At 66.1% G+C, this 14,137-nt stretch carries 11 protein-coding genes and 1 tRNA gene; 1 reads left to right on the forward strand and 11 read right to left on the reverse strand.

The window, feature by feature from the left end; genetic code table 11:
- Nucleotides 1–939: a hypothetical protein gene (locus COC42_RS00495; RefSeq protein ID WP_096341355.1), complete on the forward strand. Its 939-nt coding sequence runs from the start codon at nt 1–3 to the stop codon at nt 937–939.
- Nucleotides 940–1,170: 231 nt separating this feature from the next.
- On the opposite strand, the gene COC42_RS00500 is transcribed toward COC42_RS00495, so the two are convergent.
- From COC42_RS00500 to COC42_RS00560, 11 genes are all read right to left on the reverse strand, one after another.
- The gene (locus COC42_RS00500; protein WP_217991249.1) at nt 1,171–1,932 is read right to left on the reverse strand and encodes a winged helix-turn-helix domain-containing protein; all 762 of its coding nucleotides are present in this window, start codon (nt 1,930–1,932) and stop codon (nt 1,171–1,173) included.
- Between the two features lie 87 nt (nt 1,933–2,019).
- Nucleotides 2,020–3,636: a GMC family oxidoreductase gene (locus COC42_RS00505; protein WP_096341357.1), complete on the reverse strand. Its 1,617-nt coding sequence runs from the start codon at nt 3,634–3,636 to the stop codon at nt 2,020–2,022.
- Between the two features lie 316 nt (nt 3,637–3,952).
- Nucleotides 3,953–5,113 (reverse strand): benzoate/H(+) symporter BenE family transporter, encoded by a 1,161-nt coding sequence (locus COC42_RS00510; protein WP_096341358.1) that lies wholly within the window; start codon nt 5,111–5,113, stop codon nt 3,953–3,955.
- 63 nt (nt 5,114–5,176) lie between these two features.
- Nucleotides 5,177–6,256, reverse strand: coding sequence for a GAF domain-containing protein (locus COC42_RS00515; protein ID WP_096341359.1), 1,080 nt, complete (start codon nt 6,254–6,256; stop codon nt 5,177–5,179).
- Between the two features lie 453 nt (nt 6,257–6,709).
- Entirely contained in the window at nt 6,710–7,987 is a 1,278-nt protein-coding gene (locus COC42_RS00520; protein ID WP_096341360.1) for a cytochrome P450, read from the reverse strand.
- Between the two features lie 573 nt (nt 7,988–8,560).
- Complete coding sequence (locus COC42_RS00530) at nt 8,561–10,090, reverse strand: autotransporter outer membrane beta-barrel domain-containing protein (protein ID WP_096341362.1); 1,530 nt, start codon at nt 10,088–10,090, stop codon at nt 8,561–8,563.
- 429 nt (nt 10,091–10,519) lie between these two features.
- Nucleotides 10,520–11,308: an anti-sigma factor family protein gene (locus tag COC42_RS00540; protein WP_096341364.1), complete on the reverse strand. Its 789-nt coding sequence runs from the start codon at nt 11,306–11,308 to the stop codon at nt 10,520–10,522.
- Nucleotides 11,305–11,826: an RNA polymerase sigma factor gene (locus COC42_RS00545; RefSeq protein WP_096341365.1), complete on the reverse strand. Its 522-nt coding sequence runs from the start codon at nt 11,824–11,826 to the stop codon at nt 11,305–11,307. The genes COC42_RS00540 and COC42_RS00545 overlap by 4 nt, the downstream gene beginning before the upstream one ends.
- A 6-nt stretch (nt 11,827–11,832) precedes the next feature.
- On the reverse strand, nt 11,833–13,263 hold the full coding sequence (locus COC42_RS00550; protein ID WP_096341366.1) for a YncE family protein: 1,431 nt from the start codon (nt 13,261–13,263) through the stop codon (nt 11,833–11,835).
- Between the two features lies 1 nt (nt 13,264).
- A complete protein-coding gene (locus COC42_RS00555; protein ID WP_245843746.1) occupies nt 13,265–13,630 on the reverse strand; it encodes a DUF305 domain-containing protein in 366 nt (121 codons plus the stop codon).
- Between the two features lie 349 nt (nt 13,631–13,979).
- Nucleotides 13,980–14,055 (reverse strand) — tRNA-Lys (locus COC42_RS00560).
- Nucleotides 14,056–14,137: the final 82 nt, after the last annotated feature.

Below are 14,137 nucleotides of genomic sequence, written 5' to 3' on the forward strand. Positions count from 1 at the left end.
ATGCATAACCGGGTTTTTGCGGTGGTGATCACCGCAGCGTTCGTCCTCGCCCCGGGCGCCTCTGCCCTGTCCCGCGCCGATCGCGAGCCGCCGTGTGCGATCCCATTCGATCCGGCAATGCCACTGCGCGCGCGGGTGGGTGAGCCCTCGCGCGACGTCCTCGCCGCATATCGGGGATCGGGCGCAACGGGCGTGGGTCCGCACAACCTTTCGGACGCCGAGTGGAAACAGGTGGATGCCGCGATCGCAGCGCTGCCGCGCCAGCATCGTGATATTCTGCAGCGCCACCTTCGTCGCATCAGCTTCGTCGAGGCCTCCGACGGTGCGGGCAATGCACTGACCAGCCAGGTGGACGCGGATTGCGGGGAGGCGCTGTTCGACCTGACGCTGCGCGCGGGACTGTTCCGAGAATCGCTGAGTCGCTTCCTCACGGACAAGGAGGCTGGGCTGTTCGAGGCTGATGGCTCTGGCACGACGGTGCGCATCGAGGCAGGCGAGCTGCCCGCCGTTCCTTACATCCTGCTGCACGAGAGCAGCCATATCGTCGACCGGGTGCTCGGCCTGTCGACGCGCAACGCGTTTCGCGAGGGCGTCTGGGCGCGGGGCGAGGGAAGGGCGCTGGCACCGGGCCTCGTCAACAATGCAACCGGCAGCATTGCCTGGCGTGGCGGCGCCAAGCGACCGATAGGCGATGCGGCTGCGCTCTATGCCGGCATGAGGCAGACGCCGTTCGTGTCGCTGTACGCCAGCGTGGCACCGGGCGAAGAGCTCGCCGAACTGATCGCGTGGCAGCAGCTAGAGGCGCGGTGGCACGTGCGCCCCGCCATCGTCGTGCGGGACCTCGAAGGGAAGATCCTGCATCGCTACGTACCACTCGATGCGCCGGCGGTCCGCGCGCGGCTGAAGCGCGTGACGGTACTGCTGGCCTCGGGATCCTGAGCGGCGGGCCGGAGCGAAGCTCGTACCCCAGGTCTGGCGCGCGTCAGGGCGCACGGGAAGAATGGCTGTCGGTGCTAGTATCACCGGCGAGACGTTGGCATCCGGTGGTACCGCTGGATTGCCCCGACGCCGCTACCGATACGTCACATACGCTGCGACTCTGCTCAAGATCCTGTGCAGCATCGAGGGAAGGGAGCCGGTCGGCCGCACTGCCGGCTTCCCGGGCAGCTGTCAAAACAGCGCCTCGACCTCGGCCTCCAGTCGATAGCCGAAACCCCGCTCGGTTTTGATCAGCGTCTCGCCGCCGGGTACCCGCGCCAGCTTCCTGCGAAGCCGCAGAACCTGCACGTCGATGCTGCGGTCGTAGATGTCGTCATGGGCGCGGGTGGCACGCATCAGGTGGACGCGCGACAGCGATCGTCCGGGGGCGTCGAGCAGCGCGGAGAGCAGACTGTACTCTCCTTTGGTGAGATCGATTTCGGCCCCATCAGGAGCGATCAGCGCGCGCCCGGCATGACGCATTTCCCATCCCGCAAAACGATAGCCGCCGCGCAGCGGCGTACCGACGACGCGGCCCAGTTCCTGCCGCCGCAGCACCGCTCGCGCGCGCGCCAACAACTCGGCGACATTGAGTGGGCCGGTGAGGAAGTCGTCGGCGCCCAGCTCCAATCCCACAATGGCGCTGACGCGATCGCTTTCGCCATCATCGTACAGGATCACCGGCACATCCGATCGGCTGCGGATCTCGCGCAACACGTCCAGCGCGTCGCGACTGCACAGCCGCGCGCTGAGGAAGACGAGGCTCAGCGCGCGGTTGTGCAGCTGGTGAGCGAGGTCGCGCGTGCCGGAGCCGATCGCGGTCCAGCGATGGTCGCGCAGATAGGTGAGGACATGGTCGCGGACCCGCTCGTCTTCATCGACGACGAGGATCCGGCCGATGCTGGTCGCGCGCCGACCCTGTTCAGAGAATGCATGCATGGGAAAGCGGTACATGGCAGGAACTCCGCAGGGGACTTGCGCAGGTGGCCGGAGCACCGGGTGTGTCCTGCGATCCGCGCACACACCCGGCGGGTCGAGGGATTAAAGTTGATGCGTGGCGCGGAGTCTGGCTGCGGCCTGCTCGCCAATGATTGCGCACGGCGCCTGCGTGTTGCCCGTCGTGACGCGCGGCATGATCGAGCCATCGGCGATACGCAGCCCATGGATGCCATAGACGCACAGCGCGCCATCGACCACCGACATGCTGTCGCGCCCCATCTTTGCGGTGCAGGTCTGGTGCCAGTAGGTGACCGCCGCGTCGCGCACATAGTCCTTCAGCGCGTCGCGGCTCAGGTGGCCCGGCATCGCTTCGCCGCGCACCAGGGGGCGGAAGGCCTGCGCATTGCCAATTTCGCGACAAAGCTCGACGCAGGCAAGCGCCGCGGTCATGTCCGCTGGCTCCGACAGCATGTTCGCGTCGATCTGCAGCGCCGCCGCCGGATCGTCGCTGCGCAAGCGCAGCCGGCCACGGCTGTGCGGCTGCGCCAGCCCTGCGAACATTGTCCAGCCGTGTTCGGGCACCCCGCGCGAGGCGGTGCGTTCGCTCGGCACCGGGAACTCGACCTGGCAGAACAGCAGATCCGGCGCGGTCAGTTCGGGGCGGCTCTTCCAGTAGAGCGTCGCCTCGCTGCCGCTGTTGCGCGGGGCGATCGGCTCGGCATATTCCCAGGTGCAGCCGAACGAGACATGGTCCTGCAGATTGGCGCCCACGCCCGGCAGGTGCTGGCGAACGGGGATGCCCACCCGGCGCAGTTCGGCCTCGTCGCCAATGCCGGAATGCATCAGCACCTTTGGCGTCTGCATCGCGCCCATCGAGAGCACCACTTCGTGCCGCGCGCCGATCCGCTTGCGCTCGCCGCCATGGATCAGGTCGACACCGACGACGCGGTTGCCGTCGAAGGCGATCCGCTCGACGGTCGCGCCGGTCAGTACCGTCAGGTTCGGGCGATCGAGATAGGGCTGCACATAGGCGCGGAACAGCGACTGGCGCCGGCCGTCGCGAACCAGCATGTCGCTGATCGCCGCGCCGCCCTCGTTTTCCATCATGGCGCCATTGGGGCTGTCATAGGTGGGGATGCCGAGTTCGCCGGCAGCATCGAGCAGTGCGTGCGCGATCGGACTCGGATCGGCGGCCGGCTGCACCCAGACCGGACCGCCCGTGCCGCGATGGCCGGGGTCTGGGGCACCCTGCCAGTTCTCGATGCGGCGATAGATGTCGAGGACGTTCTGATAGCTCCAGCTTGGATCGCCCGCTTCCGCCGCGAAATGCTCCCAGTCGTTGCGGTGGCCGCGCGCCCAGACCATCACGTTGATGCTGGAGCCCCCGCCCAGGCCCTTGCCCATCGCCATTGACAGGGCGCGGCCGTTCAGATGCGGGTTGGGCTCGGCGGTGAAGCCCCAGTCGCGTTCGCTGCCGAGATTCGTCGGCCACAAGGCGGGGTTCAGCACCGACTCGTCGTCGTCGCTGCCGCCGGCTTCGACGAGCAGGACCTGGGCGGCCGCATTCTCGGCGAGCCGCCGCGCGACGACCGAGCCGGATGAGCCGGCGCCGCAGACGACAAAGTCATAGGCGGGCTCGAGGTCGGCGGTCAGGCGGGCCTGGTTTTCAGCCGCGCGGCGCAGGAAGTCCGGATGGCTGGTGGGCTGTGCTTGGGTCATCGTCAAACTCCTTCGAATGGCTGATGCGCGGTCGGGAAGGAGGCACGCGGATCCGTTGGCGCCGCGACGGCGTGGAAATGCCGTCGGCCGCGCCTGAGGACGGGTGACTCTCAACTCGTTTGCGCTGCCGGACGCAGCGGGGGCTCTCCACATCCGGCAGTCCGAAGGGTTGGGGTTCGTGCGTCCACCTCCGGCGCAGGCGGCCTATCATTTCTATCAAATATGGCAATACTGCCGGATCAAAATCTTGGCTACAGACATGTTACGGCCGCGGCGCCGGGAGGACACGTTCCCCAAGCCAGCCTTTCGAGAGACGCTATCTGCGCTTCAGCAGCCTGGAGACGGCCAGCGCGACTAGCCCGGCGACGATCCCCCAGAGCGCTGATCCCAGCCCGAAAACGGACACGCCCGATGCGGTGACGAGCAGGGTCAAGATCGCGGCATCACGGTCCTGCGCCGCCGTCGCGAGGCTGCTAATCGCGGCGCCGAGCGGCGGGAGTAGCGCGATGCCGGTGAGCGCCGCCATCAGCGTCGGGGGCAAAGCGAGGAAGTGGCGGACCAGCAGCGGCGCGAAGCCGGCGAGCAGAAGGTAGAAGCCGCCATAGAGAAGGCCCGTCTTCCAGCGGCGGTGCGGCTCCGGATCGGCCTCTTCGTTGGTGCAGATCGCTGCGGTGATCGCCGCCAGATTCACTGCATGTCCGCCGAACGGCGCCGCAGCGAGGCTGGCGAGCCCGGTCCCAAGCAGCAGCGGCGTCGGCCTCGCCGGATAGCCGGCCCCGCGCAGCACCGCGAGGCCGGGCAGGTTCTGCGACACGAGGGTCACGAAGAACAGCGGTAGCCCGACGCTGGCAAGCACGCTGGCGTCAACCTCCATCGGCGCCGGCACGAGGCTGCCGAAGACGGCGCCAGGCGCCACGCCCCCAACCTGGCCGCGCACGAACGCGAGCAGGATGCCGGCCGCAAGCACGACCAGCAGCGCATAGACCGGGATACGCTGCCGTGCGACGAGGAAGAGGAGGGCAAGGCTTGCCACCAGCAGCGGATCGACGCTGCCCAGCCGGAACAAGGCCAGGCAGAAGGGCATCAGTACGCCCGCCAGCATTGCAGCGGCGATCGCGTGCGGGATCGCCGCCGCCAGCCGCCCGAGCGTCGGGATCAGGCTGAATGCGATCCCGACCAGCGCCGCGAAGACGAAGGCGCCGGTCGCGACGCTCCACGACAGGCCAGACATGCCCGCGAGCAATGCGGCGCCGGGCGTGGACCATGCGAGGATCACCGGCACCCGTTGCTGAAACGACAGCACCGCGCTGCCTATGGCGATCCCCAGGCACAGGGCAGTGAGCGCCGTGCCGATCTGCGTGCCCGTTGCGCCGAGCGCGTGCAGTGCCTGGATTACCAGCGCGACAGTGCCGCCGAAGCCGACCAGCGCCGCAACGAACGCGGAAATCCACGCAGACGGCGGTGGCATTCGATGCATGACCGGGCGCTCTCGGGGGACAATTGATCGGCGCGCGATTGTCGATGCCGCGCGGCGAAGAGGCTAGCGCTTTGCGCGCGCTGTCGAGCGCAGCTTCCGGTCAAGCGCACGGAGCCGGACTTCGTCCGAAGCCATGGCTGCGAGTGCCTGCAGTGTCTTGGCCTCGCGGTCGCCGATCACACGCGGCTTGCGATCAATCACGCAAAGCGATCCGACGATGAACCCGTCATCATCGGTCACCGGCGCGCCAGTATAGAAGCGGAAGCCCGGATCGCCTGCCACCGCCGGATTGTCGGCGAACCGCGGGTCGGCTGAAAGATCGGGGACGGTAAAGATCTCGCGTTGCAGAATCGTATGGTTGCAGAAAGCCCAGCTGCGCGGCGTCTCGGTCATGTCGAGGCCGACCTTCGACTTGAACCATTGCTTGGTCGGAGTGAGCAGAGTCAGTAGCGCGATCGGCGCGTCGAAGGTCTGCGCGGCGAGCCAGGTCAGTCTGTCGAAACTCTCTTCGTTCTCAGAATGGAGCAGGCCCGAGCGCTCGACCGCCATCAGTCGCCGCCGTTCGTCCTGTGAGACCGGAAAGGCGACCCCCCAATCTGCAAACTCCGTACCCTCTGTGAGGAATGCCGATCCGCGCAGATGCGCGAGCGCTTGCGCCGGTGCCGCGGCGCGTGTGACCCGCGCGCTGAGTTCGATCGGGACGCAGCCATCGCTGCCGACTGCGACGAGCCGGGTCGCGGCGATCGACTTGTTCGCCGCTAGGCTACGCAACAGCGGCTGACTGTTGAACCCTGAGGCGCAGTCGACCAGTACGGCATAGGGCCGCGTCGAGCCGATCAGGACCAGCGCAGCTAGCACGTCGTCGAAATACTCGATCTCGAAATCGGCGGCATTTGCGGTCGCAGCATGATAGTCTGGCATGCGGTCGCTTGCCGCGATGACGACGAGGATCGCGGAGGCCTCGGTATCCGCCGGCGCCTGCTTGCTGTCGATCAATGCCAGCACATCGGCGAGATAGACCCGGCGATGGCCGCCCGGAGTCTTCCACGAAGGGATCGTGCCGCCCTCAATCAGCACTTGGGACGTGCGTACCGATACGCCCAGCAACTTCGCTGCGTCTGCCGTGGTCAAAATATCCTTCAAGCTTTCCGACTCCTCGACCCGACGGACCTATTCGCAACCTCTGTGCGACGTCTCCACGCTAAGCGCGGACAGATGGCCAAACATATTGATAGAATCGGCAATTTAAAGGGCGGTGGATCGGTCGAGAGAAGCGGCAGGCGGAGCCCGCGATTAGGTTGCTGCGACCATAGCGCGATTCATATCGAGAGAATACTAGTACGATCTTTGACGCCCAAGGCTCTGTAAATACGACGCCGTTGGGGTTCGTCTTATGCGACACATTGGTCAGGTCTGGGGTGGCTCGCCTTGGGGGATCCTGTGCTCTCGGCATGGGAGCATTCAACGGGACGAGCGTTGCTATGCTGTTTCCTATCCCCGGGATGTGTGTGGACGCATCCACTGCAGATTGATCACAGCAAACATTCAGGACGCCTCGAGCCGACAATCGTCGCTCCCGGCGCATCCCGGGGTCGTTCAAGACAGGCGCACGAGGACGCGTTGATACCCGTTGATGAAGGTGGAGGGGATGCGCAGCGGTTCCGCTTCCACCTCGAACGACAGTCCGCGCTCCAAGATGGCTTCCCACAGCGTGCGGATCTGAAGATCGGCAAGCCGCGCACCGATGCAGCGGTGGATGCCGAAGCCGAATGCGAGATGGCGGCGCGCATTCTGTCGATCGAGCACGAAATCGTCGGCGCCCTCGAACAGCGCTTCGTCGCGATTGGCGGAGAGATACCAAAGCACCACCTTGTCGCCGCGGCGAATGGTTCGTCCGCCGATCGTCGCATCGCACATGGCGGTCCGGCGCATATGGGCAATCGGGCTTTGCCAGCGCAGCAGCTCGGGCGTGAGGCTGGCGAGGAGATCCCGATCTGCCTGTAGCTTGCGCCATGACTCGGGGAAGCGGTGCATGGCGAGGATGCTGCCGCTGATGCTGTTGCGGGTGGTGTCGTTGCCGCCCACGATGAGCAGCAGGATATTGCCGTAGAACTCCTCCTTCGGCATGTCCCGTGTCTCCGCACCCCGCGCCAGCAGCGAGATCAGGTCGTCTCCCTCGCTCGCCGCGCGCCGCTCTGCCCGGATCGCGTCGAATGTGCCGAAACATTCGTGCATCACCCGCAGCTTGTGGTCGAGCGAGACGAAGGCGGGGTGCCCGGGCAGCGCCACCATCGTGTCGGACCAGTGGATCAGGTCGCGTGAACGCGCCTGCGGAAAGCCCAGCAGCAGTGCAAGCGTGCGCGCGCTGAACTCGATCGACACACGGTCGGTCCAGTCGAACCAGCTGCCGCGCGGCAGCCCGTCTAGGATCTCGGCCGCCCAGGCGCGCAACCGGGGCGTCATTGCCGACAGCCGCTCGGGCGCGAAGGCGGGCGCCACGACCTTGCGCTGCGCCGCGTGGTTCGGCGGGTCCATCGAGAGGAAGGCGGGGAGAAACTGCGGATCGTCGGCGCTGGAGCCGATGGTGATGCCGCCGTTCGCATGCGCCGACGAAAAGACTTCGGTATTGAGCTCGATTGCCTCGATGTCGGCGTGGCGTGTGATCGACCAATAGGGGCCGAAGCGGCTTTCCGCGCAGTAATGCACCGGCGCCTCGTGGCGCAGTCGGGCGAGATATTGCGGCGCCAGCCCGGCGGCGAACAGCTCGGGCTGGGCGACGTTCAGCGCCTCGATCGGGAGTCGGTCGAGCGCCGCTTCGAAGTAGGCGGCGTCCAGGGGTTCGATGACATCGGCGGACCGGCTTTCGTTGCTCATGCGCGCAGGTTGCGGCACGTCCGGCTACCCTCGCGCTACCACTCGCCGCGCGTGGGTGACCGGAGTAGTGAAGGGCCAGTGCCGCGATCCTTTCCACACGACGCAAACCTGCTGCGGTCGGTGTGGGGCCGCTATGCAGTGGGCTGCTGCGAAGGGGCTGGCATACCAGCTGAGACGACCTCCCTTGCAACGAGTGCTCGATTACCTGCGAGATGCTTTCACAGGGAGGGCAGCCACGTGCAGTCTGCGTGGCTGCTTGCGATGGTTTGCGTCGACATCTCGCTCTGTGGTTTCGCCCTATCGGTTCAGGCAGGCCGGATGCGACCATTCCTGCGGGGGGCGCGCACCGCGATCGGAATCGTCCGGGTGAGCGGCGTCGTTTCCTTCTGTTGGGCCATGGCGAGCAGTATGGGCCAAGCGTCCGGACGTTGGCGGAGCGGGCTCCCCGTCAAATTCGCACTCGACCTGATCGAGGGAGGGGACGAATGCGACCAGTCAGGCCGCATGGGCCTCGGCTCTTAGCAGTGTCGAGGGTTGGGGCGCTCGCCATGGTATCGCGAAGCGCCCGCCTGATCAGAACGCCATGCCGATTGTGAACACGGCGGCGTGGTCGATAAAGCCATGTCCATCGAGCCGCGGCGCGTAGGAAAGGGCGGCGCGAAGGCCGGTCCGGCTCGTCACATCGGCGCCGATCTCGATGAGACCGTGATCGATGCCGGTCTTTGGCCCCTGCAGGTCGAACAAGACGTCGGGCTGTGCGGTGTAGGCGAAGGCGATGCCATCCCGCTTGTCGGCGAGTTCGGTGATGTAGCGGCCCTTCGCATGAAGGGCGACACTGCCCCAGCCATAGAGCTTCGCATAGCGGACGGCCGCACCGATGCCCAACCGGGCGCTGGTGCGGCGGCGGTCGGCAAGCGCCGCGCCGAAATCCTGATCGTTGGTCTCGGCATAGCCATCGACGTGGGCGCGGGTCACGAGCAGATCGATACCGGGCGTGAAGGTGAGGCTCTTCGCACCGACCTCATAGCCGATTGAGCCGGCGAAGCTTAGGGCATCCCCCTCTGGGCGAGCGGTCGCGAGCAGGAGGTCGGCCCCGATTGGCAACAGGCGACGCGAATCATACTCGACGATGCTGTAGGCGGCATAGCCGTCGAGATGCAGCGCGCCCGACCGAAAGCCGAAATAGAGTTCGGGCGAATAGATGTTCGCCTTAAGCGTTCCGCCCGATGCCAGATCGGCATGGGTTCGGTTCGCGGCGAAGCCGAGACCGACCACCGCATTGCGGGTCAGTGCATAGTCGATGCCCCCGGCCGTGATCCGATTGACGGTATCGCGCGCGAGCGATTCGCCGATGCCGCGCGTGCCGAAACGCGCGCCCAGATCGAGGAAGCCCCCAATGTTCCCGCCACCACCGCGACGCTGCGCGTCCAGCCGGCGCTTGATACGCGCAAACCGGTCGCTGGCATCGTCGAAGACGGCTTCGGTCTGGACCGAAGCTTCTGCCGGCGTCGGGAAGGCGAGGACCAGTCGCGTATTCGCATTGTCGGGTCCGAAGTCGGGAATCGTCTCGTTCCCGCCATTGGCGCTGCGGGGCCACAGATTAACGAGGAACTTGGCCTGTTCGAGCCCCTGCGGGGAGAGCAGGTTGGCGGGAATTTCGGCGCTAATCTGGTTGCCCGAGATCTTGATCGCGCTTGCGGGCACCGTGGTGCCGGTGCCGGAGATCAGGTCGCGAACCGTCACCGTGCCCGCGCGCGGATTTACGATCACCACCGAATCGAACAGCACGCCGGTGGCGCCGATCGCGGCGAAGCCCGCGGTGCCCTTTCCGCGATTGAAGCCCCAGACATAGAGCCCGGTCGGCGTGGTTCCGATCGGCGCGGCAGTCGCCGCGTCGAGGCGGAACTTGGCACCGTCAAAGGTCGCTTCAACGCGGATCAGGTCAAGGTCGCCATTCTTCGGTCCGGTAAAGCTCGGGATAAAGTCGCCGGCGGGATCGGAAATGGCCTGGGCGAGCGCCGGAGCGCTCGTTGAACTCGCGATGAGCAGGGCGCACGACAGGATATGGCGGGCAAGGCGCCCGCCATTGCTGTAAGAGTACATGAAGGACCTTCCCCTTTTGTTTTTTGATCGCCGGCCCGCTACGTGGCGGACACGGTGCTTGTTAGACACCGGTTGGCACCGATTATTTCGGAGAGTCGGATATATTTCGCCTCGATCAGTGCGACATGCCGTGCATTGTTCAGCAAGCGTCGCCGCTGATAGCGCCGAGCTTCGCGTTCATGGCCCAGCGATAGAGCGGACGTTCAGGATCGGTCCGTTGGCCGTTGCCATCGTCGCGCGTCACGATTGACTCGTCACCATGCGCGAGAGGCTGGGTGCGGCGCCGGCCGGCGTCCGGGTCGCGACACAGGGGCCACAACGGACAGAACGATACGCTGCGTCCTTGTCGATCACGGATCGGATCAGCCGGCCCCATCGAAACGCGGACGATACCTAGCCTAGCCAGCTGGCTCTATTCCCCAAAATCAACTAGATCGGGCCGCTGAACTGCGCCCGGGCCACATCCGCGATGGGATGGAGACGCGCTCGATCGAGCGGACCGACCAGGCTGAACCCCAGCCCGTCGCGCGACCAACTGACCGACGTGACCTGCCCGGTCGACTCGAGCTTCATCGGCGAATCGCGATCGATCGCCATGTTGCGCGCGAGCATCGTCAGCCGTGTGCCTTTGCCGTCGTCGAACATGTACAGCACCGCAGGACCATGTGGCGTCGGGACGACGCGGCCGCCGATGAAGCTGTATCCCGCGCCCGACAGGTCGGGGATCGATACCGGGCGTTCGAGACGACGCGATGCCCATCGGACCAACTGGGGCGCATCGGCGGCCTTGATCTCCACTGGCCGGCCCGTGTCCGGCGCATATACCGCGTAGCTGTCCGCAGCCTCCTGAGCGAGCGCAGCGATGCCGGCGTGCGGAGCTTCCTGGACTGACCGCAAGCCCCAGCCGCCGGCGCCGCCCAGAACCATCAGCATCAATGCGGCGGCCACCTGCCAGGGACCGCCACGCCAATCCCGGCGCGGGCGCCGATGACGATCGACCAGGCGGCTGAGGTTGAGCTCCGCCGGCACCGGCTCGTCCGCGATCGGGGCCAGGGCATCGCGCAAACTGTCGCGCAGAGCCCGGTCGATCGCGACGCGCTCTGCGACCTCGGGATGGATGGCAAGATAGGCTTCGACTTCGCCGCGACGGCGGCTGTCGATCGCATCGTCGATATAGCCCTGGAGGTCGTCCTCGGTGATCGGGCGGCCGCCACTCATTTCACTCTCCTCAAACTCGGCACTGCGGGCTGCTCGCGACCTGCGATCTCGTCGCGCAGGCGCAATCGCGCGCGCGACAGCCGCGACATCACCGTGCCGATCGGCACGTCCAGCGCTTTTGCCGTATCGGCGTAACTCAGTTCTTCGATCGTCACGAGCAGCAGCACCGCGCGCTGGTCGTCGGGTAATCGATCGAGTGCCTGCATTACATCGCGTTGATGGATGCGCGATTCCTGGTCGGGTGCTCGCGCTATCGCAGCCGGGCTGGCATCCTCCACCGGGACATGTGCGCCGCGGCGAGCGGTCTGGCGAATGCGGTTCATCGCCAGATTGTGCAGGATTGTGAACAGCCAGGTCCGGGCATCGCCATCGGCGCGCCGCTGGTGCCAGCGGCTGATCGCGCGCTCGAGGCAGTCCTGCACGAGATCATCCGCTGCGGCGCTGTCGCGCAGCAGTACGCGCGCATAGCGCCGCAGCCGGGGGATCAGCGGTTCGATCAGGAGCATCATGTCGTGCATGGCGCTTCAGCGCTGCTGCACTTGCACGATGGCGCCGGGCGCGTCGGCAGTCCCTTCCCTGATCGCAAGCCAGCGTCGGCCGGACGAGGCATCTGCCTGCACCACCTGCCGGATCGGGCCGCTCGCATTTACGATCGCCGCGCCGCTCGGATTGGTCGTGAAGCTGGCGAGCGGTTGCACCTCGCCGCCCCCGTCGGCACGGGCTGCGAGAACGAGCTGATAGGGGCGCTTCGGCATGAGCCCGGTTGCGGATGCCTGGAGGACCTGGATCAGTCCCTGGTCGAACAGCGTGACGTTGGTCAGCGCCCGACCGCCCTTGCCGAGCGAAAGCGTGCTGGACTGGCCCGCAAGGCCAAGCGGTTGCAGGTTCTGGAGCCCGTCACCGCGCGGAACGGCATTGGCGACATAGGCGATGGCCTGGGGCGCCTGGCCGATCGGCACCGTGCCGACCAGCTTGTTGGTCGCCGTGTCGACGACGGCAAGACCGTCGTCATTTTCGAGACCGACAAAAATGCGACGGCCATCGCCCGACGGCCAGATGCCGTGGGGGAGCCGACCAACCGGGACGGTGGCGACCCTCTCGAAGCTGTCGGTTCGGAATACCTGCATGTCCCCGCGGCCGCCGATCGTGACATAGGCCAAGATGCCGCGAGATGTCGCCGCGAAGTTGACATGGTTGGTGATCGGGCCGGTGTCGATCACCTTCAGCGTCGCGAAAGGCGGCTTCGCGTCGATCACCACCGTCTTGCCGATGTCCTTAAGCGTATACCAGACCTGCTCGCCGTCCGGAGTGGCGGCGATGTTGGGGCAGAAGGGGCTGGGCTGGGCGACGCGACCGACGATGGTGTGGCTGGCCACGTCGAACACGACGAGCTCGGGATTGAACGAGGAACAGACATAGCCGTATTTCCCGTCGGGCGAGAAGGTCGTCATGCCGGGCCCGCCTGGCGTCTTGAGCCGTAAGGTCTCTTGATAGGTCGTTGGATCGAGAACCGCGATATAGTCCTCGCCGCGTACCGTCACCCACACCTCCTTGCCGTCTGGCGTTAAGAAAGCCTCGTGCGGGCTGCGGCCGACATAGGTGGTATGCTTCACACGATTGGTGGCGGTGTCGATGAACGTCACTGCGTTCGATCCGATCGATACCACGGCGAGCGTCTTGCCGTCGGGCGAGAAGCCAAGGCCGTGAACGAGCACCTGCCCCCTGTAGAGCGGGCTGAAATTGGCAGGCTGAGGATCGCCAAGGCGGATCACGCCGAGCAGCTTGCCGTCGACAGGATCAATGACCGAGACCGTGTTCGAGAATTGCTCGGCAGCGTAGACGCGGTCGCGGTGGCTGGCCGGAACATCGCGGTTCCAGGGCGCTTGACCGGTGGCCTGGGCGAGCGCGGGAAGGGGAGTCGTGGCCAGTGCCAGGATCAGGGCGGCGCTCTTCATGTCAGTGTCCCTTCCCGAAGGGCTCGTGGGCGCGCTGCTGGGTAGGCGCGGGCACAGAGGGTGGCAGCGGATCACCCATGGCAAGGCGCATCGCAGCGATCTCCTGCTGCTGCTCGATGATGATCTCCTGCGCGATCCGCTTGAGATTGGGGTTCTTGCCGTAGCGCAGCTCTGCCACGGCCATGTCGATCGCCCCCTGATGATGCGGGATCATCATGGTGACAAAGTCGCGGTCGACATCGCCGGTGGTGGGCACGTGCATGTCCGCCATCATCCGGTCCATTGCAACGCCCATTGCCTCCGAGAACGCCTCGGGCAACGCCGCCGCCTGCGCAGCGGAGGCCAGCAGCAAGGTGCCGGTCAGCAAGATGTTCCGTCGGATCACGGGGGCCTCATTCGTCAGCGAATGGGAGGTATGACACCGCGTGCTTCGACTTATTCCGTCGACCCCAAAAGACTATGGCGTCGTCTGGACGCCCGGCGGCGCTAACCGTCCGGCTTCGATGCTGACCCTGGGGGCAGCGTCGGATTTCTGGTCGTCAGCCCGTCTTTCGGCGCAACAGCAGGAGCTTACGAAAGGTTCCGAGACTTTCGGCCGGCGCAGGGCTGACTGCTGGAGGGGGAGCTAGGTCGATGAGCGCGCACGCCCACGTTGCAAATCGACCGCCGCCCAGACGCCCGGTGGGGGCTCAAAATCTGCGCAATGTCGATGGAGATGGTGGACGCACTAGGGCTCGAACCTAGGACCCGCTGATTAAGAGTCAGCTGCTCTACCAACTGAGCTATGCGTCCGTTCCGGTAGTGGCAACCGGCCGTTATCGGCCCGTTCCCGCGTCGGGAGGCGCGCCACTAGCATCGGGTCCGGGGGGCGGCA

Origin of the sequence: Sphingomonas spermidinifaciens, assembly GCF_002351485.1 — a bacterium.
GTDB lineage: Bacteria > Pseudomonadota > Alphaproteobacteria > Sphingomonadales > Sphingomonadaceae > Sphingomonas > Sphingomonas spermidinifaciens.

Coding starts and splice junctions, on each gene's coding strand:
- COC42_RS00495 (WP_096341355.1), top strand. CDS start 1: ATGCATAACCGGGTTTTTGCGGTGGTGATCACCGCAGCGTTCGTCCTC.
- COC42_RS00540 (WP_096341364.1), bottom strand. CDS start 11,308: ATGAGTGGCGGCCGCCCGATCACCGAGGACGACCTCCAGGGCTATATC.
- COC42_RS00510 (WP_096341358.1), bottom strand. CDS start 5,113: ATGCATCGAATGCCACCGCCGTCTGCGTGGATTTCCGCGTTCGTTGCG.
- COC42_RS00545 (WP_096341365.1), bottom strand. CDS start 11,826: ATGCACGACATGATGCTCCTGATCGAACCGCTGATCCCCCGGCTGCGG.
- COC42_RS00505 (WP_096341357.1), bottom strand. CDS start 3,636: ATGACCCAAGCACAGCCCACCAGCCATCCGGACTTCCTGCGCCGCGCG.
- COC42_RS00550 (WP_096341366.1), bottom strand. CDS start 13,263: ATGAAGAGCGCCGCCCTGATCCTGGCACTGGCCACGACTCCCCTTCCC.
- COC42_RS00500 (WP_217991249.1), bottom strand. CDS start 1,932: ATGTACCGCTTTCCCATGCATGCATTCTCTGAACAGGGTCGGCGCGCG.
- COC42_RS00530 (WP_096341362.1), bottom strand. CDS start 10,090: ATGTACTCTTACAGCAATGGCGGGCGCCTTGCCCGCCATATCCTGTCG.
- COC42_RS00520 (WP_096341360.1), bottom strand. CDS start 7,987: ATGAGCAACGAAAGCCGGTCCGCCGATGTCATCGAACCCCTGGACGCC.